Source organism: Ruegeria sp. G5 (assembly GCF_056533365.1).
The window spans coordinates 123696-145480 of record NZ_JBQFOK010000009.1 but is presented as its reverse complement, the minus strand read 5'-3'; the positions used below and the strand labels follow the sequence as shown (position 1 = coordinate 145480).

Below are 21785 nucleotides of genomic sequence, written 5' to 3'. Positions count from 1 at the left end.
CTGATACCGCAGGTTTTGGGGGAATGGCAACACGAGGTAAACCCTTTATACGTTAACCTTTCCTAAACCAGTTTCATGGATCAAAGACCGGCATCAGGGCGATGCGCGTTCCGTCAATCACCACCTTCCCCTGCTCGCGGAAGTTTACGGTGATCTTGCCTCCGATGTTGGACTGAACCTGTCCAATGCCCCAATCGGGAAAATCGGGGTGGCGGACAAACATCCCCGGTGCGAGAATGGCATTTAGGTCTGACATGACTGGGCTCCGAGTCCGGCGGCAGATACAGCAGGAGGTACGCATGAGTGCGTCAGACGTCAACCTGGCCGAACTGATTGGTTCGCGGATCTGTCACGACCTGATCAGCCCGATCGGGGCAATCACCAATGGTCTTGAGTTGCTTGAAATGGTCGGCGCTGTCCAAGGCCCCGAGATGGAATTGATCTCGGGCAGTGTCGGAAGCGCAGGTGCACGCATCCGGTTCTTTCGGGTGGCATTTGGATCGGCCAGCGACCAACCCCTGGGACGCGCTGAGGTTAATGAACTGTTGTGCGATGTCGAACGTGCTGGCCGAGTGCGGGTCAATTGGCACGTGACCGAACCTGTGCCACGTAACCAGGTCAAGCTCGCGTTTTTGGCGCTTATGTGCTGCGAAAGCGCGATGCCTTTCGGTGGCGAGGTGACTATTCGCTGTGAAGGCAATGCATGGCTTGTCGCTGGGGTCGCCGATAAACTGAATATCAACAGCACCCTTTGGAACAACATGCCCAAGGGTAATTTCCCTGGCAAAGTCACGCCGGCGCAGGTCCAGTTTGCATTGTTGCCAGATACGGCAGCCGCAATGGGGCGACGTGTCGCCGTTGAGACGACGGCGACGCGTGTCGCGATCCGCTTTTAAGACCGGACCGTGCCATTTCCGCGTACGAGGTACTGAAAGCTCGTCAATTGCGCAGCGCCGACTGGCCCGCGGGCATGCATTTTGCCGGTTGCTATACCGATTTCAGCGCCCATCCCAAATTCTCCGCCGTCTGCGAACTGGGTCGAGGCATTGTGCATAAGGATTGCGCTGTCGAGACGCTCAAAGAAACGAGCGGCGGCCGAGGAGTCCTCGGTCATGATGCAGTCCGTATGATTTGAGCCAAATTGGCGGATATGGGCAATGGCCTCATCGATGTCAGCCACCGGTTTCGCAGCAATAATGCTGTCGAGGAATTCTTTCCCCCAATCCTCCGCTGATGCCGCGACTGTTCCATTCGCGGCCAACACGCCTTCGGCATGCACTTCCACCCCAGCAGCCAGCAAAGCGGCGATCACGTCCTGGCCCAGAGTTTCGGCGATGTCTTGGTGGATCAGCAGACATTCAGCGGCGCCGCAGATACCTGTGCGGCGGGTTTTGGCATTCAGCACAACGTCCAGTGTTTTTTGCGGGTCTGCGGCCTTATCGATGTAGATATGGACGATCCCTTCAAGATGCGCGAAGACCGGCACCCGCGCCTCGCGCTGCACCAATCCAACCAGACCTTTTCCTCCACGCGGAACGATGACATCGACGTAATCCGTCATCGTCAGCAATTCCTGCACGGCGGCGCGATCCCGGGTCGGGACAAGCTGAATTGCGTCCTCAGGCAGGTTCGCGGCTTTCAGCCCCTCGACCAAACAGGCGTGTATTGCCCCTGACGAATGAAAGCTTTCAGAACCGCCACGTAGGATCACAGCATTACCGGACTTCAAACAAAGCGCCCCGGCATCCGCCGTCACGTTGGGTCGGCTCTCGTAGATAACGCCAATCACACCCAAAGGCGTGCGAACCCTTTGGATGTGAAGGCCAGAGGGCATATCCCACTCGGTCATGACCTCACCTACCGGATCGGTCTGCTCAGCCACAGTGCGTAAGCCGTCGACCATGCTTTGAATGCGCGCCTCATCCAGCATCAAGCGATCCATCATAGCCGGGCTCAGGCCTTTTTCACGGCCAAACTCAAGGTCTTTTTTGTTGGCGTCGATGATCTGTGCCCGGTTCGCCCAAACCGCATCGGCCGCCGCGATCAAAGCAGCGTGCTTTTGCTCGGCCGAGGCAAAGGCCAATTCGGCAGCCGCAGCCTTGGCCTTTGTTCCGAGGTCAGCCATCAGCGCGGGAATGCTGTCGAAGTCCTTCATCTTGGGTGCCTTTCAGTCAAACTATGAGTTACAGCGCCAAATCGTCCCGATGGATCAGAACGGCCCGACCGGGATAGCCAAGTGTCAGTTCAATCTCAGAGGACTTGCGCCCTTTGATCGCGTCGGCCTCTTGCGCGGTGTAGCGGCTTAGACCCTGCGCAAGCCGCCGGGATTGGGGATCCATAATCGCGACGGGATCACCGCGGTCAAAATCACCAGTCACTTCGACTATACCCGCAGGCAGAAGGCTTTTGCCATTTTCAAGGGCGCGCGCCGCGCCCGAGTCTACTACGATTTCCCCGCGCGGTTTCATCGCCGATATCCAGCGTTTGCGCGCTGCGTGAGGGTCGACCGTCGCCGTAAACCACGTGCAATTTGCGCCGTTCTCAAGTGTTTTCAGAGGGTTCAGTGGCGATCCTTCGGTGATGGCCATTGTGCAGCCTGCAGCAGTTGCCATTTTAGCTGCCAACAATTTGGTCTTCATGCCCCCTTTAGACAGACCGGACCCGGCATCACCCGCCATCTCTTCAATTTCCGGGGTAATATTCTCGATCACGTCGAACCGCGTGGCCGTGGCATCCTCAGACGGGTTGCCTGAATAAAACCCGTCAACGTCAGAAAGAAGGATCAACTGATCCGCACCGACAGTCACTGCGATCTGAGCCGCCAGTCGGTCATTGTCGCCATATCTGATTTCGTCTGTGGCGACCGTGTCGTTTTCGTTGACAATGGGGACAACACCCAAGCCCAACAGGGTTTCAAGCGTCGCGCGCGAATTCAGGTAACGACGTCGATCTTCACTGTCTTCCAGCGTTACAAGAACTTGCGCTGTCGTTATGTCGTGGGGTGTCAAAGCTTCTTCATAGGCGCGGGCAAGGCGGATCTGTCCGACCGCCGCTGCAGCCTGAGATTGTTCCAACGGCAAGTCCTGTACCGCGAGACCCAGAACACCCCGACCCAACGCGATCGAGCCAGAGGACACGAGGATCATATCTGTGCCCTGCCCTTTAAGCCACGCCACGTCCTGCGCAAGGGAGTGCAGCCATTCCGACCGCAAAAGACCACTTGTCCGGTCGACAAGCAGCGCCGACCCGATTTTGACAACAAGACGTTTTGCGGCCTTCAGGGTTGCCAAGGCTGCGCCTCCTCAACGGGCTTTTGACGAACCCGATTGTCATCTATCTGGCCGCGCAAGGCGCGAAGAACTTCTGTCACACCCAGATGAGCCACTCCGGACATTGTCATGACAGGGCCACCGACTGCATTCTGCAATTCGGCCAAAGCCTCATCGCGTTCTTCATTATCCAGGGCGTCGATTTTATTGAGTACGGTGATCCGAGGTTTCTCGGCCAACTCACCGCCATAGGCTTCAAGTTCGTGAATGATGGTGCGGTAGTCCTCGGCGACAGTTTCCGATGTACCATCAACCAGATGCAGCAACACGGCACAGCGTTCGACATGGCCGAGGAAACGGTCTCCAATCCCGCGCCCCTCATGGGCACCTTCGATCAGGCCGGGGATGTCAGCGACAACGAATTCCACGTTGTCTACGCCTACAACACCCAGATTGGGGTGCAGAGTCGTAAACGGGTAATCGGCAATCTTGGGTCGCGCGTTTGATGTGGCGGCCAGAAAGGTCGACTTGCCTGCGTTGGGCATTCCCAGCAGACCCACATCGGCAATCAGCTTGAGCCGCAGCCAGATGGTGCGGTCGATCCCCGCCTGCCCCGGATTGGCCCGGCGCGGAGCCTGGTTGGTGGCCGATTTGAAATGCAGGTTGCCAAAGCCGCCGTTGCCACCCTTGGCCAACAGCACACGCTGACCCACCTCGGTCAGGTCACAGATGACGGTCTCTTCGTCCTCGTCCAGAATCTCGGTCCCGACAGGTACGCGCAGCACGATGTCATCGCCATCCTTGCCGGTCCGTTGTTGGCCGCGGCCGGGCTGGCCGTTCTTGGCAAAGAAATGCTGCTGATAGCGGAAGTCGATCAGCGTGTTCAGGCTGTCCACGACCTCAACCCAGACGGAGCCGCCCTTGCCGCCATCGCCGCCATCAGGGCCGCCATATTCGATGTATTTTTCGCGCCGAAAGCTGACGCAGCCGCCCCCACCGGCCCCGGACCGGATGTAGACCTTTGCAAGATCGAGAAATTTCATGACTGTCCCCTACTGCAAAGGCCCCATCGGCCACAAGTCAGAGTTTCTTGGTATATGTCCAGGTGGGCACATTAGCGTCGCGCGCCACCGAATAGCTTTCTGCATCGCCCAGATATTCGAACCCGCAATGTGTCAGTACCCGCGCCGAGGCCGGGTTATCCTGAAACACGCTGGCGAACATATTGGCGTTCTCAAGCGGGTTGGCGTTAACCAGGGCTTCGACGGCCAGCGAGGCAATGCCAGTATTCCAATAGATCGGCGCAACCCAATAGCCGACTTCGGACTGGTTGCGGTCCAGACGCGTTAACGAGATCAGGCCGATAAGTTCGGGCCCGCCATCTTTGGTTGCGTCCATGGCCCAAACATCTTCGTCCCGCTCTTCGGACATAGCGCGTGTCACAAAGGCTTCGGTCGAGCCCGGAGGCAGCGGATGCGGAATTGTCGTGGTCATACGCGCGACCCGTTCGTCGCCTGCGTAGTGCTCAATGAGACCCATATCCGACCGACGCAATGGGCGCAGGTCGAACCGCTCGGTTTCTATGACCGGCTGATTTATGATTGCCTCAAGTTTCATGAGTGCGTTCCTCCTCCGAACAACACGTAAATTGCAGACGCAACAGCAAAACCAATTAACGTCCACATCAGATATTTGCGGCCCAGACGATCTTCAACCGCATGGGCAATCCGTCCCCGAAACAGGGGCGGTATGGTGCTTGCTGCGTTTGTCATCGGGCTCATAGTTCAAAACTGTGTTAAAAACGAGAAAGGGGACCGGCATTTTCTGCCGGTCCCCCATTTATTTCTAAACCTTTAGGGTTTCGGCTTACTCTGCGGCCTCCGCCACTGGCAGGACCGAAATAAATGTGCGGTTCTTGAGTCCCTTGTGGAACTTCACGGCGCCATCAACAGTTGCAAAGATGGTGTGATCTTTGCCCATGCCCACGCCTTCGCCCGGCCAGAACTTGGTGCCGCGCTGACGCACGATGATGTTGCCTGCGATGGCCGCCTGACCACCATACAGTTTCACGCCAAGGCGGCGACCAGCTGAGTCGCGACCGTTACGGGAGGAACCGCCAGCTTTTTTATGTGCCATTCTCTCTCTCCTTAGCCTTGAGCCAGCTCTTTGGCTTGCTCAACCCATTCGGGTTTCACTTTGATGGTGTCGATAGCAGCAATCTGCTCGTCCGACAAGGCGGCCAGAGCGGCAAAGCTCTCGATACCTGCGTCGTTCAGCTTTTTGGCAGCGGCAGGGCCGACACCGTTCAGCTTGGTCAGATCGTCGGCAGCAGCCGCAACGGCGGGTGCTTCTGCTTTGGCTTCAGCTTTCTTGGCAGGCTTTGCAGCAGGTGCCGCTTCGCCGGCCGGTGCCGAACCGGTAGCCGCTTTGATGCCCGACTTGTCAGCGCCTGACGCCAGAATGTCGGTGATTTTGACCAGTGTCAGTTTCTGACGGTGGCCAACGGTACGCTTCGAGCTGTGCTTACGACGGCGCTTGACGAACTTGATGACCTTGTCACCTTTGATCTGTTCGATCACTTCGGCCTGTACGCCTGCGCCTTCAACGAAAGGTGCACCAACAACCGGAGCGTCACCGCCCAGCATCAGAACATCGTTGAATTGAACTTTTTCACCTGCGTCGGCAGCCAGCTTTTCAACGCGGAGGATATCACCCGCCTGAACCTTGTACTGCTTGCCGCCAGTCTTGAGGACCGCAAACATGCGTCTTTCCTTTTCCAAACCGCGTTCTGTGGTCCCCGTTTGGGTGTTGCTGGCTTTCGCCACCTCGAACAGCGCGCCCTTTTCGGGCTGTGTGACGACCCGTGGAACCAAGCCCTTTGGGTCAATAATAACGAGACCCGGCGCGGAAGAACCGGCCGGGATGCGCGCTTATTTACGGAATGGGACGGAAAGTCAACATCAAAAGCGAGGTTACAGATCTGAACCCCTTAGGGCCTGCGAAACGGCCAGTCCAAGTCGGTAATATATCTGATCATACATCCGGTCGAAACTGTCAAAAAACGCTTTATTCACAGCCCGCCCGGTCTGCGTTCGTGAAAAGGCTATGTTCTCGCGCATCTCGCTTTCATCCAATGGCTGGTATGCCATCAACAGAAAAGAAAACAGCCAAGTTTCGGTTTCTCTGGCGATGTTGTCTTTTTCAGCAAGCAACTGGGCCAGCAGTTCCGCGTCATCTCCGCCGACATCTTCGTTCAGACCCCGGAAAAAGTTGAAATCTGCACTGATCGCGCTTTGAACGTTTTGATCGACCAGATCGTTAACCTCGATGTATTCGTCAACAAGCTGAAAAAGCGTGTTGTCCTCATCGCTGTTAAAGTAGCTGTCCTTTGCCATTTCCAGGATGGCGTCATCCTGTATCGCCGACCGGGCCGAGTTTTCGAGCGAGATCACAGCCTGCCCCAGATCGCTTTCAAAGAACACGATTGCGCGGTCCAATTCGGACTCGGTCAAGCTGTCGACGAAGACGCTGGATATTTGGTCGTGCATCCAGTCTTTGTTGTAAATGCTATCCAGCTGATCGTTGAAATAAGCGCCGCCGGCATTGCCCAGAAGAGTTTCATTCAGATCATGCGCGTGCACGTGACCTTCGTCTCGTAGAATGCTGATCACCTGATCCAGCCTGATGGCCGACATCAGACGGTCGACCTTTTCGTCCGCAATTCCCTGAGCGGCCCAAAAGGTCAATATCAAAAAGGTGAACAGCCCGCGCATCAGATATCCTGCGCCGGATGCAAGTCCGCCATTCGTGCGGCCAGCACCTCGAATTTCATGGCCATGATTTCATATTGGATCGCGTTCAACAGCTCATAGACTTCTTGCATCAGCGGCTGTTCGAGAGCGTCGGCATATGCAATGACCTCGTCATCGGAAAAATCCTGGTATGTGTAGGCGGCCCCTGCCAATGCAGAAAGCTGCAGGGCCTGTCGCATCCCCGCTTCGTTCTGTTTCATTAGCGCACGCAGGTCGTCTGCCCCCATCTGCAGGTCAATGACACCCGAGGCGCTGGCCGCCAACAGGAACCTGACTTGTATTTCTTGCAAGGCACGCAAAGCGGTGCCGCTGGAGTCAATGGCACTATTCATGCGCTTTAGTTCTTCGACACGTTGAGAGCCCTGCTGAATCAGCCCCGATACTATCTCTTGGCCTTCGCGATCCTTGGCGTCATCATCTTCCACCAAATGTGATGCGTTTTCAGCTTCGACCAGTCTTTGGCCGAGGTCTGAGGCATAGAATTCCACCGCGTGGTTCAAAGCATCGTCACTCAGCGTTTGCTCAAGGATTGAGACCGCAGTTTCATGCATGTCCTCGGTGTCAAACACCTCTTCGGTCAACCTCGACCAATCTGAGCCGAACCCATCTGGGTCTATACCCAGCATTCGCGGTGCCGATGCAGACGCCAACGCGATGCTTTCAAGGGCGACATCAAATCCAGTCGTGGTTAGAAAAGCCTCTATCCGGTCACGTTCGGCTGCCATAGCGGACAGCGGGAACGCGAAAAGCGTGAGCAAAAGCAGACAGAGCGGTAAAACGGTGGTGCGATAGAAGTGTCTCATGCCAACAGAGCCTAGGTGTTTTATGGCGTCTGGCAATGGAAAATCCCGTCATAGTGAATTTGGGGAATTTTCTGCTTGCACCCCTGCGCGTTCCTCACTAAATCCCCCCCTCACAGACCCCCGCGGAGAGGTGCCGGAGTGGTCGAACGGGGCGGTCTCGAAAACCGTTGTGGGTGCAAGCCCACCCAGGGTTCGAATCCCTGTCTCTCCGCCACTATCCCTTTTCAAATGTGCGTTGTGGCCATTTTCGTTAAACTTCGAGTGTTTTGAAGCGAACATTTTTTGCGGCCGCTCTACTCGTTTGTATCGAGAAGGACGAGAAAATCTGAAGTCGCGCTAAGAAAGCGAAAAACTGCCATCAACGGCGGATGGGTCGACGGCAGTTTGGATTTGTGTTGAAACACTTTGAGGGATCAAAGACCGGTAGACGGCTCAAAGCTATGCAGTTCGAAGGTTCTTTTTCCCTCAGCGCTGAATTTATGGACGGCATCGCCCACGCGCAGAACTGTCATGCAGCGGTAACGGCCATTGTCCGCTGCCATTGATACGCAAACTCGGTCGGTATCGGTAATGGCAAAGCTTCCGGCACCACTCCAACCGCCATTCGTCAACTCTCCGGTAATGACGTTATTGGGGTCATAAAAGAAGCGGAATGTCTTTTCTCCGGCGGTTGCGGTGACCGTGTTGCCAATCAAGAGTTCGGCAATCTGATCCGCATTCAGACGTTCACCGCCCTCGCCTAGTGCCTTTTCTAAATCTGTTTCTGCAAATGCCCCGCTGCCTGCGAAAATAAGGGCCGTTGCCGCGCAAAATGTTAAAAACCGTTTCATGTCCTGTCTCCTGTGTCGCTGGGGGCGTTAAAGGGAGGATGCGCCCCATCAGAAGGTTATTTCCGCATGGTTGGACAGGCTTGATCGAAAGCTGATTTTTTCTGACATCCATATGACAATTCGCAAACTTCGTTGAGCGAGAGGCATTTCAGTGTGTAAATTGCAGTATGTATCGTTTTTTGGATTTCCAGCTTGATCCCACACAAGGGTTGAGCCGCCTTGGGGAACCGGTCGCTTTAGAGCCGCAAGCCCTTCAGCTGCTGGAGTTATTGGTCGAAAACCGCGAGCGGATTGTCAGTAAGCAAGACATTATCGACGAGATTTGGGATGGGGCTGCTATCACGGATGCAGCCCTGAACACACGTATTCGGTCTGTGCGCAAAGCGTTGGGCGACTCTGCCGCAAGCGCTGAGTATATAAAAACCTACCCAAAACGCGGTTTTCAATTCGTAGCCCCGGTTGCCGAGGGCGAAGAACTGCAGGAGCCCGCCCCGAAACTACAAAGCCGTGGCATTCTTGTCGCCGGGGCTTTGCTGGTTCTGGCTATAGTCCTGATGTCGTTCTCCATATTCGCGGATCGACAGAGGTTGCCCGACACAGGGAAACCCGCCTTGGCCGTCGTACGGTTTGACAACATTGGTGAGGGAAAAACCGGTCAGTATTTTGTCGATGGCCTGACCGACGACCTGATTGCGCATCTTTCGCGAAACCGGGACCTATTCGTGGTCTCAAGTGCGACGATGTTGTCTTACGCTGAAGATCAGTCCAACCCGATCGAGATCGCCCGCGATCTTGGCGTCGGTTACGTTGTACGTGGAAGCGTTCGACGCGCGGATAACCAACTTCGCGTCAGCGGCGAACTTGTCGATGTGGACAGCGCCGAAACCATCTGGGCTGAAGTGTTCGATCGGCAAATGACCGATGTCTTCGACGTTCAGGACGAAATCAGTCAGGCAATCGCAGGGCAGTTATTACCCGAGATCATCCAGTCAGATCAGGCAAGATCACAGAAAAAGCCCACCGAGGATATGGATGCCTGGGACATTTATCTCCGCGGTCGGGCGCAACAGTCCGTATTCTCGCAAGACGCGCAGCGGGAAGCAGTGGAGTTCGCGCTAGAGGCCATCGCGGCTGATCCGGGCTTCGCGGCGGCATACAGCCTTTTGGCCCGCGCTTTGGGGACCATTTTCTTCTTTCAGTGGTCAGAATCCCCTCAGGACACGTTGATCGCCGCGACCGAAGCGGCAAAACGCGCGATTGAGTTGGATGATCAGGATGCACAGGCCCACGCCGCTTTGGGCTACATTTACCGTTTTACCGGCGAGGCTGATCCGGCCATTGCGAATCTTGAACGTGCTGTCGCTCTGAACCCCAATGATGCCCGCATTCGGTTAGAGATGGCGCATACATACGATTGGTTTCGCATGCAGGAAAAAGCCCTACCCGAGATTGAGATGGCGATCAGGTTAAGCCCGCGCGATCCCATGTTGCAGAACATGTTTTTCTATAAGGGTCATATACTCTTCCACCTCGGGCGGTACGAAGAAGCGCTGGAAGCCTCACGCCAACTCGGTGCGGTTGCAACCAGCAAAACATGGCGTCTGTTCCATCACCTTCTAAGTGCCGCGAACCTGGCAGAACTCGGCAAGACCGAAGAGGCGCAAAAAGCCGTTAACGACGCGTTAGAGATTAACCCAAAGCTCTCTATTTCTGCGATGCGACGGCAATTTGCGGGTTCCAAGAACCACCCTGAGAACAGAAGAATTTGGTTGGCCAGTTTGCAAAGTGCCGGCGTGCCTGAGTAAGCCCCGAACAGCAAAGCCTCCAAATCAATAAGACGCACGGACCAAAGTCTTTTGGCGGGCTCAAAACGCCGTTGATCCCAGCTCATTTCCCAACCGTTTTATGACGCAGCGTTCGACAATGGCGTGTTCTTGCCAAACGTTTTTCCCGGATAGGCGTAGTGCAGCCCATTTCCCTATTGTGCCGCGAACCCGAGGGATTTCCCCTTTGTTTGTCAATAACCTTGGAACACCTCAAAGCTGTGCATTTTTAGCAGGAGACACGCATGTCGCGCACAATTGTCCTAGGTGTTATCGTCGCCGGTCTCGGAGCCGGTCTCTATTATTATCTTACCCAACCCGAGCCCACGCCAGCCGAACAGATTCAATCGGCGGCGCAGGATACAGGCGACGCAGTAGGTGATGCGGTCGACTCGGTGGTTGAACAGGCCTCTGAGGCGAGTGAGCAAGCTGGTCAGGCAGCCACCGAATTGGCAGATCAAGCCGCTGACGAAGTCGCGTCCTTGGCCAATCAAGGACAGGATCTGTTGAATTCGTGGATCGAGGACGGCTCGCTTGCGGTTCAGAATTTCGATTATGAAACCTTGATGACCTCGGTGCAGGAGAGTGAACTGACCGAAAGTCTTAAAACCCAGGCTTTGGCAATCCTGGAGGATATCAAGACCTCACCAGAGACTATTTCCGAAAAGCTTTTGGAACTTCGGGCGCTGTTGTCCCAGCAATGAACACGTGACGGCCGTCACCAAGGTGGCGGCCGCTGCTGAGGTGCGGAATTCCCATGTCCCCACGTAACAACGCATCCACATTGACCTTCCTGTAAGCATTTGTTTGGCTGAACGTATTTAGAAACTGAGCAGTTTTCCCGTGCCACACATTTTTTTTTGTGCTTCGCTTGAACGCGATCGGTTCGAGTAAATAAGGACGCAAAATGACCACGCTACCCTCAACAATGCGCGCCATTATTCAAACACATGATGGCTATTCCGGTACTGCGACAGGTCCGTCCATCGAAAACGCAGCGGATTGGTTGGCCGAAGCAACGATCCCCGTGCCGACACCCGGGCCTGGTCAAGTCCTGATCAGAATGCGGGCCGCGTCTGTCAACCCGTCTGACCTGCACTTCGTTAAGGGCGAATATGGGCAACCCCGCGTCAAAGGCGCACCTGCCGGTTTTGAGGGGTGCGGAGATGTCGTCGCAACCGGTTCAGGGGCCGAGGCGCTGCAAGGTCAACGCGTGGCCTTTGTGGCTGCAGGCTCCGGTGCATGGGCCGAGTATGTTTTGACGCAAGCCCTGATGTGCATACCCCTTCGTCCTGACATCTCGGACGAGGATGGGTCCGCGCAGATTGTCAATCCAATGACAGCGATGGCAATGGTTGATATCGCCAAAGGCGCAGGCGATGCGTTTATCGTTTCTGCGGCGACCAGTCAGTTGGGTAAGCTGATGTGCAGTCTTGGGCGGGATATGGGATTGAAACCTATCGCTCTGGTGCGGCGCGCGAGCGCGGTCGAAAACCTGAAAGACCACGGAGCCCACGCCGTACTGGATACATCAGACCCTGACATGCTGTCCAATTTTCGAGCGCTCAGCACTCAGTTGAAACCACGTGTTTTCCTTGATGCGGTCGCGGACCAGATCTCGGAGCAGATATTCTGTGCTATGCCGAACGAGGCACGTTGGATTTGTTATGGAAAGTTAAGCCCCGAATTGCCGACACTGACGCAAACAGGCCAGTTGATTTTCATGGGCAAAAGGATCGAAGGCTTTTGGCTAACAAAGTGGATGATGTCGACACCACCGAATGACCAGATGCGTGTTGTGGGCGAAGTGCAGGCTCGGTTCGCCGATGGGCGATGGAAAACTGATGTGTCGGAACGGCTTACATTGAGAAATGTAATATCAGATTTGGCTGACGCACTGAAAAAGAGTGACGGAAAGGTGATTATCACGCCATAGTGAGGAACAGGCGGAGGGTGATTTAAGCCTCCGGTTCCAAGCAAGTCGGAAAAACCGACATCGGGAGGTGAATTTGGATAATGCGCAGCTGCTGATCAGCGGGCTGGCAAATGGCTGTGTCTATGGCTTGATCGCGCTTGGCTTTGTTCTGATCTACAAGGCGACCGAGGCTGTGAACTTTGCGCAGGGCGATTTCATGATGCTCGGCGCCTTTGTGACGATTGGACTGACGAATACCGAATATATGGGATTGCCATTCTGGCTGGCCTTGCCGGTATCTCTGTCGATTATGGGCGCTTTGGGGTATCTGCTGGACAGGTTGATTATTCGACAGCTGTTCGGGCAAAGTCAGACCGCGGTCGTGATACTGACCATTGCTTTGGGTTTCGTTATCCGTTTTGGCGCTGGCCTGATATGGGGGCACGAGCCGCAAACCTTGCAAAACCCTCTGGCCGGTAAGGACGTGCGATTTGGCGGCCTCGTCTTGGGGATGGAGGACGTCGCGGTCATTATTGTCACCGTCCTGCTTACTTGGGGTTTGTACGTCTTTTTCAGCCGCACCAAACTTGGATTGGCAATGCAGGGTGCATCGCAAAACCAACTTGCAGCATACTACATGGGCATTCCGGTTAAGCGCGTTCAGGGGTTCATTTGGGCACTGGCCGGGGTAGTGGCCGGAATTGCCGGGATTCTGTTTGCGGCGAAAGGATCAGTCGATCCAACCACTGGCCTACTGGGTATCAAAGCGTTCGCCGCCGCAGTAATTGGCGGCTTTGGCAGTCTGCCCGGCGCGCTTGCCGGAGGGTTAATCGTCGGCGTCATCGAACCCTTTGCCAGCCGCTACATTGCAGCAGGCTACAGTCAGGTTGCGCCCTACGCGCTGTTGCTTGCCGTTTTGATCTTTCGCCCGAACGGGTTGTTCAGCCAGGTTCGGGTCAAGAAAGTTTAACCACATGCGGATTATCTTCAAAACCACTTACATGCAGGATATCCGCCCTTGGAAAGACGGGTACCAGCTAACGCTTTACCTTATCTTACTGGCAATTGTTGCAGCCGCGCCGTGGTGGTTGGATGACTTTTATCTGGGTGAACTGACCAACGTTTTGATATGGGCAATCGCAGGGTTGGGGTTAATGATCCTAACAGGCCATACGGGACAGGTCAGTCTTGGGCATGCCGCTTTTCTGGCTTTCGGCTGTTACGCAAACGTCATTCTGATCGAGGCTGGCGTACCCTTTCTGGTTGCTTTTCCACTGGCTGGCATATTGACCGGTATCGCTGGCGTCACGGTGGCCGTCCCTGCCCTTCGGCTGCACGGCATTTACCTGGCGATCTTTACAATGGCCCTGTCGATCCTGATGGACGATGTGATTGTGTTGGCTGAACCGATTACCGGAGGCGTGGCTGGCAAATTTATGGGTGGCGTCCAGATCTTTGGAACACTGGTTGATCGCTGGGGAACGCCTGTACAGTTCTTTTGGCTTGTTTTAGCCGTCGCTGTCTTGGTGACGCTTGGCTATATCAATCTACTGCGCGCACCGCTGGGGCGTAGTTTTATCGCCGTTCGCGACTCTGAGGTGTCGGCGCAGGCGATGGGTGTAGACATTGCACGGACCAAGATGATCTCATTTGCGCTGTCTTGCGCGGTTACTGGCTGGGCGGGTGCGCTGATGGGAATGTACGCCGGCGCATTCAACAACGAAACCTTCAGCGTCGTCATTTCAATTCAACTGCTTATGATGATCGTAATCGGAGGATTGGGATCGATCCACGGCGCATTTCTGGGGGCCATTGTCATCGGGTTTCTACCCCAGTTCTTATCCATTTCGAAGGAATACGTGGGCGCTGTATTCGGGGGGAACACCGTTGCCATTCCGGGGTTGGAGTTTGGTATGTTCGGAATGATCCTAATCGCCTTCATCCTGTTTGAACCGATGGGAATGTACGGTCGCTGGCTCAAAATCCGCACCTGGTTCGAGCTGTTCCCGTTCTACCGCAAAGACATGTTCAAGCGGCAAAAGTCCTACCTCAAGACGGATCGCCTGAGATGAGTTTGTTGGAGTTTGAAAATGTCACCCTAAGGTTCGGTGGATTAACGGCAGTGAATGACCTGTCATTCTCGGTTCAGGCCGGTGAGGTTTTTGCCATTGTCGGACCCAACGGTGCCGGAAAATCCACGGTCTTTAATCTGATCTCCCGGTTTTACGACCCGGCTGCAGGCTCGATCCGCTTTGACGGGCACAACCTGTTGCAGGTTAAACCTTCGGCGGTCGCCGCCTTAGGCGTGGCGCGTACATTCCAAAACATCGAATTGTTCGAGCATGCAACCGTCCTGCAAAACCTATTGGTTGGACGGCATCGCCACCGGAAAACCAACCTGTTCTCCGAAGTACTATTCCTGCCATCGGTACGACGGCAAGAGATCGAAAGCCGCGAAAAAGTCGAGGAAATTATCGACTTTCTCGACCTGCAGCCCTATCGCGACAAGATGATCTCGGGCTTGCCTTACGGCGTCCGAAAGGTGGTCGAAGTTGCGCGCGCGCTGGCGACCGAGCCAAAGCTTTTGTTGTTGGACGAACCAGCTTCGGGCCTTTCTGTTGAAGAGACGACAGACATGCGCTGGTGGATTGACGATATTCGGCGGCAAATGGGTATCACCGTGCTGATGGTCGAGCACGACATGGGTCTTGTCTCAGGCGTGTCAGATCGTGTTCTGGCCATGGCCGACGGTGCGATGCTGGCGCTTGGAACACCCGCTGAGGTTCAGTCTCATCCAGCCGTGGTCGAGGCCTATCTTGGGAAAGCATCATGAGCGAGCCCATTTTGACCATTCGAAACATCGAAAGCTTTTATGGTCCGATCATGGCCATTCGCGGCGTGTCACTTGACGTTCGTCCCGGGCAGATCGTGTCAATCCTTGGTGCCAATGGTGCAGGCAAGACGACCCTGATGAAGACCGTGTCAGGCGTTATGGACCCCGAAAAAGGAAAAATCGTCTTTGAAGGTGTGGAAATCCAGGGTTCGGAGCCACACCGGGTAGTTCAGAGGGGGATAGTCCACGTTCCCGAAGGGCGCGAAATGTTCCCGCTGCTGACTGTGGATGAAAACCTAAGCCTTGGGGCCTATACCTCGAACGATATAGGTCAGATTGACCATGATCGGGATCTTGTGTTCTCGTACTTTCCAATCCTGAAAGAGCGGCGGAACCAAGAAGCAGGGACGCTTTCGGGCGGTCAGCAGCAGATGCTGGCAATTGGTCGGGGACTGATGGCAAACCCAAAGATCATGCTGCTGGATGAACCTTCGCTGGGATTGTCCCCCCTGCTTGTTCAAGAGATCTTTAGTATTCTCAAACGTCTGAATGACGAGCAGAATATGACCATGATGCTGGTCGAACAAAACGCCAATGCCGCGCTACAACTGGCGCACCATGGCTATGTGATGGAAGTCGGACGCATCGTAATGGATGGTGCCGCCGATGTTCTGATGCAGTCTGAAGACATCCAGAACTTTTATCTTGGTGTTCAGGAAGAAGGATCCCGAGAAAACCGCCGCTGGAAACGTAAGAAGACGTGGAGGTGAGTTTTTGAACATCAGCACCCTGCACCCTCAGAAAAAAATCAATGGCGTTCAGTTTAATGCGACGCCGGGACAGCGGCCAGTACTGGTTGATGAATGTGCTACGATCGGCCAGCTTTTTCAAAAGCGCTGCGCAGAGCTTGGGAATCGAACGGCGCATCGTGAAAAGGACTTCGGCATATGGAAGTCCTATTCGTGGGCCGTCTATTGGCAACACGCCCAGTGGATCGGTCTGGCCCTTCGTAAGCTGGGGTTGCAGCGGGGCGAAGTCGTCTCAATCCTTTCCGAGGACCGTAAGGAATGGGCGTGGTTTGACATGGGTATTCAGTGCGTCGGCGGCATCGCGTCGGGCGTGTACACCACGGATTCCGCAAGCCAGCTTCGATATCTCATCAATGACAGCGACAGCCGTTTTCTTGTGGTCGAAAACGAAGAGCAACTGGACAAGTTCTTCGAGATCGAAGGCGAAGTACCGGGGCTGTTGGGCGTTATAATTCTTGAAGACGAAGGGTTGCACGATCTGAAACACGACCGCTGTATGATGATCGAAGCGCTCTATGATATCGGACGGCAGGCCCAAGCCGAGGAACCCAACAGGTTCGAGGCCGAGATCGCACTGACATCGCCGCAGGATACAGCCCTTTTGGTCTATACCTCTGGTACAACCGGAATGCCCAAGGGAGCGATGCTGAGCAATGAGAATATTCTGGCGGGGATCGAAGCCGGCGCACATTCCCTCCCGACGTTTGAAACAGACGAGCAACTTTGTTTTCTGCCCCTCTGTCATATTCTGGAACGCGACGTTTCCGTCTATTTCCCGCTAGCCGGAAAATGCACGGTGAATTTCGCCGAAAGCCCGGAAACAGTGTTTTCCAATCTGCAGGAAGTTTCACCAACAACATTCACTGCGGTGCCGAGGGTCTGGGAAAAGATCTATTCCCAGGTACAGATCATGCTGCAGGACGCCACTTCGACCGGTCGAGCTGCCTTTGAAATGGCGTTGAAAGCCGGTTTTGCGCGGGCAGAATACATCAACGCAGGCAAACCCGTGCCTGCAGCCGCTGCGGCGCAGTTCTGGCTGTGGGATCGGTTGGTTTTGCGCAACCTGCGGCGGATGCTGGGAATGGATAAATTGCGTCGCGGAGGAACTGGCGCAGCCCCGATTTCGACCGAGTTGCTGAAATGGTATTGGGCCATTGGGGTGCCTTTAATCGAAGGTTTCGGGATGACCGAGACGTCCGGCCTTGCGACGCTGAACACCATCGAAAACAACCGTATAGGCTCAATCGGGCGCGCAGTTGCCGGAACCGAGGTGCGGATTTCTGATGAGGGCGAAATCCAGATCAAGGGTCTGAACGTGTTTCAGGGGTATTGGCGCAATAACGCGAAAACCGCCGAGACCTTTACGGCAGACGGTTGGCTGCGAACCGGCGATATGGGCCAGATCGACAACGAAGGTTTCGTCACGATCACCGGCCGCTTGAAGGATGTTATCATCACAGCGGGTGGAAAAAACATAACCCCGGCCGAGATCGAAAGCCGTCTTAAGTTCAGTCAGTATATCTCGGACGCTGTCCTGATCGGTGATAAACGCAAGTTCCTGACGGCGTTGATTATGATAGATCAGGAAAATGTCGAAAAATTCGCGCAGGACAGAAAAATCCCGTTTTCGAATTTTGCGTCCTTGTGTGCTGCGCAAGAAATCCGAGCTCTGATTGAAGCCGAGGTTGCGACGGTCAACAGAGACTTCGCACGTGTTGAGCAGATCAAAGACTTTCGCCTGATCGACGTTCTTTTGACAGCGGACGACGACGAACTGACAGCTACAATGAAGCTGAAGCGCAGCTTTGTCGAAAACAAGCACGGACATCTTATTGAAGACATGTACAAATAGTTAGGGGTTTTACCCAAAGGGAGGAAAAAATGAGGATTTTGATCAAACGCTTGGCCGCAGCGACAGCCTTGACCGCGACGGCGACACTGGCCAATGCCCAGACGCAAGGCGTGTCCGATGATGAAATCGTTATCGGTTCAGTCAATGATCTAAGCGGTATTTTTGCTGCTGTCGGAGTCCCCGCGACCAAAGGTGCAAACGTCGTATTTGACCGTGTTAACGCCGAAGGTGGCGTACATGGGCGCACCATTCGTTTTGTTGTGGAAGATAACGGCTATCAAATGCCCCGCGCTATGCAGGGCTATAACAAGCTGCTGAACCGCGACAAGGTTTTTGCGATGATGCAATCGCTTGGTACGCCGATGAACCTGGCCGGGTTTAAGTTACTGGACCCGAAGGGCATTCCGAACGTCGCTCCACTGACCGCTGCACGTCAGATGCTGCAAGAGCCGATGAACAACAAGTTCACATCGTTCTCGACCTACTACGATCAAAGCCGGGTTGGCGTGAAATATCTGGCTGACCAATTCGGTTCGCAAAAAGTCTGCACAATGTATCTGCCCACTGACTTCGGGGAAGAAATTCTGGAAGGCAGCAAGGCCGGCGCGGAAGACGCCGGGATCGAATTTACGGCTGAAACCACCCACAAACCAGATGAGACCGACTTTGTAGGCTCACTCAGTAAGCTCAAAGAAGAAGGGTGCGATATCGTCACGATGGCGTTGGGCGTGCGCCAGGCCATAACCGTCGTCGGTACGGCTAAGAAAATGGGTCTGGAAGACATGAAGTTTCTGGGAACTTCGGCCAGCTTCCTGACCGTCGTCGCGCAAGTACCCGGTGGTGTTACCGACGGCTTTTACGCGGCAGCCTCATGGCAAGACCTTTGGGCGCGCGCGGATGAACCTGCTCCGGCTGCGTTCATCGAAGAATACAAAGCCGCAACGGGCGAAGATCCGGTGGGCTTCGCGATGCTGGGATATTCGGCGGCTGAGATGATGGTCAAAGCGCTAGAGGCCGCAGGCCCGGACCTGACACATGAAAGCTTTATCGCTGCGATGGAGTCCTTAAATTACACCGATGAATTGGTCGGTAATGAGATCACTTATGGCCCTAACGACCATCAAGGAGCAGACTCTGTTTACGTCAGTGTGGTGGAAAACGGAGCGTGGAAAAAAGTGTACGAAGAATAATCACTGCAAAGAAAAAGGGCCCGCAAATGCGAGCCCTTTCCAATTTGGTTTCCGCAGCGATTAACGCTTCGAGAACTGGAACGAACGACGCGCTTTGCGCTTACCGTATTTCTTACGTTCCACAACGCGGCTGTCGCGGGTCAGGAAGCCAGCGGCTTTCAGCGCGCCACGCAGCGAGGGATCGTACAGTTGCAGCGCTTTCGAGATGCCGTGTTTGACCGCACCGGCTTGACCGGTCAGACCACCGCCTTTGACGGTTGCAACAACGTCGAACTCACCTTCTACACCGGCAACCTGGAACGGCTGGCGCAGGATCAGCTGCAGAACGGGACGAGCGAAGTACTTGTCCTGGTCTTTGCCGTTCACGGTGACCTTGCCGGAACCCGGCTTGATCCAAACGCGGGCAACAGCGTCTTTACGTTTGCCGGTGGCGTAGGAGCGGCCCAGCTCGTCACGGACGGGCTCGCGTGCGATGACTTCTTCAGCCACGGTTTCAACGCCTGCGACGGCGCTCAGCTCTTCGAGAGTATTGATCTGATCAGCCATCGGTCATTAGCTCCGGGTGTTTTTCTTGTTCATGGACTTCACGTCCAGAACTTCGGGCGCTTGCGCCTCATGGGGATGCTCGGCACCAGCGTAAACGCGCAGGTTGGTCATCTGCTTGCGCGCCAGACGGTTGCCCGGCAGCATGCGCTTGACCGCTTGGGTCACGACGCGCTCGGGGTGGGCACCTTCCAGGATTTGCTGTTTGGTGCGCGACTTGATGCCGCCCGGGTGGCCAGTGTGCCAGTAGAAGTTTTCTTCGCGCTTCTTGCCGGTCATCTGGATTTTGTCAGCGTTGATCACGATGACATTGTCGCCCATGTCCATGTTCGGGGTGAACGACGCTTTGTGCTTGCCACGCAGGCGCATGGCGACGATTGAGGCAAGACGGCCCAGAACAACGCCCTCGGCGTCGATCAGGATCCATTTCTTGTCGATGTCTGCAGGTGTTGCAGAAAAGGTTTTCATGGCAGGATAGTCCTGTTTGATGTGAAAGACCGCGCCAGCGGAGCGGCCCGAATTCGATGGAGCGTATTTAGAGGCGTGCGTGGCGCGCGTCAACAACCCTAATGTCTTTTAAATTATTTAAAAACAACAGCTTAAAAAATAGGTATTATTTTACCCCAACTTTATACGCTTATTTGTTCAGGAGGATTGTCTAACAACCTACGCAGCTTTTGCATCGCATCCTCGAACCGTTCCAGCGACACATGCCCATTCATCGCTATGCGAACCGCATTTGGGGCACGTCCGTCCCGCAAAGCGAACTCATCAGCCGAGCGCAGTTGAATGCCCTCGCGCTCGGCAGCCCTGCTGAACGCGGCGGCGCGCCAGCCAGAGGGAAGGTTCAGCCACACAAAGGGTACGTCCGGTGCCCAATTCAGATCAAAGCCACCCAACGCGTTAACTGTCACGCGGACATAATCGCCCATACGTTCGCGCACATCCCGCGCGATCTGGCGCGTTCTGGGGTCGGATAAAAGCAATCGCGTCAGCTCGGCCAAGGGCTGCGCGAGACCGAAGTACCCGTATTCGGCAGAACGGCGCAGGTCTCCGCTACGTTCGCGAGGGGCGATAGCAAATCCGACACGCAAGGCCGGCGTCAGTGTTTTCGAGATCGACGAGACATGCCATCCCCGTTCCGGTGCCAGGGCACGATAACTGGGTTCGCGCGCGTCCCCTATGCGATAGCAATCGTCTTCGATGATTTGCAGGTCAAAGCGGCGGGCCACGTCTACCACTTCTTTCCTGCGTTCCAACGGTGTGTGCGCCCCCGTCGGGTTCTGCACCTCGGGTGAGACACAGACCGCCTGGGCGGGCGTTTGACGCAGCACATGCTCCATCGCCTTGGGGTCAATGCCCCACTTGTCCATCTTTACGCCAACAACATCCGCACGCATCAGTTCCCCTGCCCGTCTGAACCCTGCATAGGACAGGTCTTCGACCAGCACGACCGGTTTCGGCCCGCGCAGGATAGTTTGGAACACAAGGCACAGTCCGTTCTGGCCTCCATGCGTCAGAACCACGTCATCGTGAGACACCGCGCCCAACGGCAGATTTGACAGCCACTCCACCACCGCCTGCCGCATCGGTTTGTACGCATCTCGGGTCGGATAATTCAGGAACAGTCCCGGATCAGCTTGTGAGACCTTTTGCAGACACTCCCGGATCAAAGACACCTGCCCCATATCCGCCAGACGCGGACTGAAAAGGCTAACATTGGCGTTGTACTTGTCATCGCGCAGATGCAATTGCCGTGCCCACACATCATCCAGAATGGGTGATTTGGGGGGCGCAACAAATGTACCACGCCCGACCTCGGCCTGTAGCAAACCTTCGTCAGTTAGAATCGTGTAGGCCCGCGCAACGGTCCCTGGTGTGATTTGTAGTCGATACGCCAATTCTCTTACCGGAGGCAGCTTGGTCCCAACCTCCAGTAATTTGTTATCAATGGCTTTTCTGATTGTGTCGGCCACCAATGTGTACTTGGGGCCCTTGGATTTTGGCAGCGACTCCGGCCAAATTGTATCCATTACAATTCTTCCTTTGATTTTGACACAATCCTGAATGTATCAAACATGTGTACCGAACATTTATGCTTTGTGT

General features: G+C 55.1%; 24 protein-coding genes and 1 tRNA gene. 11 read left to right on the top strand and 14 right to left on the bottom strand.

Translation table 11 applies throughout. The features are described 5' to 3' along the window. Positions 1-73 precede the first annotated feature (73 nt). Positions 74-256, bottom strand: a complete 183-nt coding sequence (locus ACR0BD_RS15900) for a DUF3553 domain-containing protein (RefSeq protein ID WP_480693541.1) — start codon at positions 254-256, stop codon at positions 74-76. A gap of 43 nt (positions 257-299) precedes the next feature. Here ACR0BD_RS15900 and ACR0BD_RS15895 point away from each other — a divergent pair, with 43 nt between their 5' ends. Next, the gene (locus ACR0BD_RS15895) at positions 300-896 is read left to right on the top strand and encodes a histidine phosphotransferase family protein (RefSeq protein ID WP_480831858.1); all 597 of its coding nucleotides are present in this window, start codon (positions 300-302) and stop codon (positions 894-896) included. Here ACR0BD_RS15895 and ACR0BD_RS15890 read toward each other — a convergent pair. The 9 genes from ACR0BD_RS15890 to ACR0BD_RS15850 form a co-directional block, all read right to left on the bottom strand. After that, positions 893-2155, bottom strand: a complete 1263-nt coding sequence (locus ACR0BD_RS15890) for a glutamate-5-semialdehyde dehydrogenase (protein WP_480831856.1) — start codon at positions 2153-2155, stop codon at positions 893-895. The genes ACR0BD_RS15895 and ACR0BD_RS15890 overlap by 4 nt on opposite strands. A 28-nt stretch (positions 2156-2183) precedes the next feature. Next, positions 2184-3290, bottom strand: coding sequence for a glutamate 5-kinase (proB, locus tag ACR0BD_RS15885; RefSeq protein ID WP_480831854.1), 1107 nt, complete (start codon positions 3288-3290; stop codon positions 2184-2186). Next, positions 3278-4312, bottom strand: coding sequence for a GTPase ObgE (gene obgE / locus ACR0BD_RS15880; RefSeq protein WP_480831853.1), 1035 nt, complete (start codon positions 4310-4312; stop codon positions 3278-3280). Before obgE ends, proB begins: the two co-directional genes overlap by 13 nt. A gap of 37 nt (positions 4313-4349) precedes the next feature. Then, positions 4350-4886, bottom strand: a complete 537-nt coding sequence (locus tag ACR0BD_RS15875) for a GNAT family N-acetyltransferase (protein WP_480693534.1) — start codon at positions 4884-4886, stop codon at positions 4350-4352. Further along, positions 4883-5041 (bottom strand): hypothetical protein, encoded by a 159-nt coding sequence (locus ACR0BD_RS15870; RefSeq protein ID WP_480831851.1) that lies wholly within the window; start codon positions 5039-5041, stop codon positions 4883-4885. Before ACR0BD_RS15870 ends, ACR0BD_RS15875 begins: the two co-directional genes overlap by 4 nt. A gap of 94 nt (positions 5042-5135) precedes the next feature. Next, the gene (gene rpmA, locus ACR0BD_RS15865) at positions 5136-5405 is read right to left on the bottom strand and encodes a 50S ribosomal protein L27 (protein WP_010440093.1); all 270 of its coding nucleotides are present in this window, start codon (positions 5403-5405) and stop codon (positions 5136-5138) included. An 11-nt stretch (positions 5406-5416) separates the two neighbouring features. Next, complete coding sequence (locus ACR0BD_RS15860) at positions 5417-6031, bottom strand: 50S ribosomal protein L21 (RefSeq protein WP_480831849.1); 615 nt, start codon at positions 6029-6031, stop codon at positions 5417-5419. A gap of 210 nt (positions 6032-6241) precedes the next feature. Then, positions 6242-7042, bottom strand: coding sequence for a DUF2059 domain-containing protein (locus tag ACR0BD_RS15855; protein ID WP_480831847.1), 801 nt, complete (start codon positions 7040-7042; stop codon positions 6242-6244). Continuing rightward, positions 7042-7884 carry a DUF2059 domain-containing protein gene (locus ACR0BD_RS15850; protein WP_480693530.1) on the bottom strand — a complete coding sequence of 281 codons (843 nt, stop codon included), beginning with the start codon at positions 7882-7884 and terminating at the stop codon, positions 7042-7044. The genes ACR0BD_RS15855 and ACR0BD_RS15850 overlap by 1 nt, the downstream gene beginning before the upstream one ends. A 124-nt stretch (positions 7885-8008) precedes the next feature. Here ACR0BD_RS15850 and ACR0BD_RS15845 point away from each other — a divergent pair. Then, positions 8009-8098: transfer RNA gene (locus ACR0BD_RS15845), tRNA-Ser, on the top strand. Positions 8099-8297: 199 nt separating this feature from the next. Here the strand turns inward: ACR0BD_RS15845 and ACR0BD_RS15840 are convergent. Continuing rightward, on the bottom strand, positions 8298-8714 hold the full coding sequence (locus ACR0BD_RS15840; RefSeq protein WP_480831846.1) for a hypothetical protein: 417 nt from the start codon (positions 8712-8714) through the stop codon (positions 8298-8300). Positions 8715-8881: 167 nt separating this feature from the next. On the opposite strand from ACR0BD_RS15840, the gene ACR0BD_RS15835 reads away from it, so the two are divergent. From ACR0BD_RS15835 to ACR0BD_RS15795, 9 genes are all read left to right on the top strand, one after another. Next, positions 8882-10519, top strand: coding sequence for a winged helix-turn-helix domain-containing tetratricopeptide repeat protein (locus ACR0BD_RS15835; RefSeq protein WP_480831844.1), 1638 nt, complete (start codon positions 8882-8884; stop codon positions 10517-10519). Positions 10520-10782: 263 nt separating this feature from the next. Then, positions 10783-11241, top strand: coding sequence for a hypothetical protein (locus tag ACR0BD_RS15830; protein ID WP_480831842.1), 459 nt, complete (start codon positions 10783-10785; stop codon positions 11239-11241). A gap of 203 nt (positions 11242-11444) precedes the next feature. Beyond that, positions 11445-12473, top strand: a complete 1029-nt coding sequence (locus ACR0BD_RS15825) for a zinc-binding dehydrogenase (protein WP_480831841.1) — start codon at positions 11445-11447, stop codon at positions 12471-12473. A gap of 73 nt (positions 12474-12546) precedes the next feature. Further along, entirely contained in the window at positions 12547-13422 is an 876-nt protein-coding gene (locus ACR0BD_RS15820; protein ID WP_480831839.1) for a branched-chain amino acid ABC transporter permease, read from the top strand. A 4-nt stretch (positions 13423-13426) separates the two neighbouring features. After that, positions 13427-14524, top strand: coding sequence for a branched-chain amino acid ABC transporter permease (locus ACR0BD_RS15815; protein WP_480831838.1), 1098 nt, complete (start codon positions 13427-13429; stop codon positions 14522-14524). After that, positions 14521-15285, top strand: a complete 765-nt coding sequence (locus ACR0BD_RS15810) for an ABC transporter ATP-binding protein (RefSeq protein ID WP_480831837.1) — start codon at positions 14521-14523, stop codon at positions 15283-15285. Before ACR0BD_RS15815 ends, ACR0BD_RS15810 begins: the two co-directional genes overlap by 4 nt. Continuing rightward, a complete protein-coding gene (locus ACR0BD_RS15805) occupies positions 15282-16055 on the top strand; it encodes an ABC transporter ATP-binding protein (protein WP_480831835.1) in 774 nt (257 codons plus the stop codon). The genes ACR0BD_RS15810 and ACR0BD_RS15805 overlap by 4 nt, the downstream gene beginning before the upstream one ends. A gap of 4 nt (positions 16056-16059) precedes the next feature. Further along, positions 16060-17946 (top strand): AMP-dependent synthetase/ligase, encoded by a 1887-nt coding sequence (locus tag ACR0BD_RS15800; protein ID WP_480831834.1) that lies wholly within the window; start codon positions 16060-16062, stop codon positions 17944-17946. A gap of 29 nt (positions 17947-17975) precedes the next feature. Further along, positions 17976-19136, top strand: coding sequence for an ABC transporter substrate-binding protein (locus tag ACR0BD_RS15795; protein WP_480831832.1), 1161 nt, complete (start codon positions 17976-17978; stop codon positions 19134-19136). 60 nt (positions 19137-19196) lie between these two features. Here ACR0BD_RS15795 and rpsI read toward each other — a convergent pair whose 3' ends face one another. The 3 genes from rpsI to ACR0BD_RS15780 form a co-directional block, all read right to left on the bottom strand. Beyond that, on the bottom strand, positions 19197-19682 hold the full coding sequence (gene rpsI / locus ACR0BD_RS15790) for a 30S ribosomal protein S9 (protein WP_170388395.1): 486 nt from the start codon (positions 19680-19682) through the stop codon (positions 19197-19199). 6 nt (positions 19683-19688) lie between these two features. After that, positions 19689-20147 carry a 50S ribosomal protein L13 gene (rplM, locus tag ACR0BD_RS15785; protein WP_170354147.1) on the bottom strand — a complete coding sequence of 153 codons (459 nt, stop codon included), beginning with the start codon at positions 20145-20147 and terminating at the stop codon, positions 19689-19691. A 161-nt stretch (positions 20148-20308) separates the two neighbouring features. Further along, positions 20309-21712 (bottom strand): aminotransferase-like domain-containing protein, encoded by a 1404-nt coding sequence (locus ACR0BD_RS15780; protein WP_480831830.1) that lies wholly within the window; start codon positions 21710-21712, stop codon positions 20309-20311. Positions 21713-21785 lie beyond the last annotated feature (73 nt).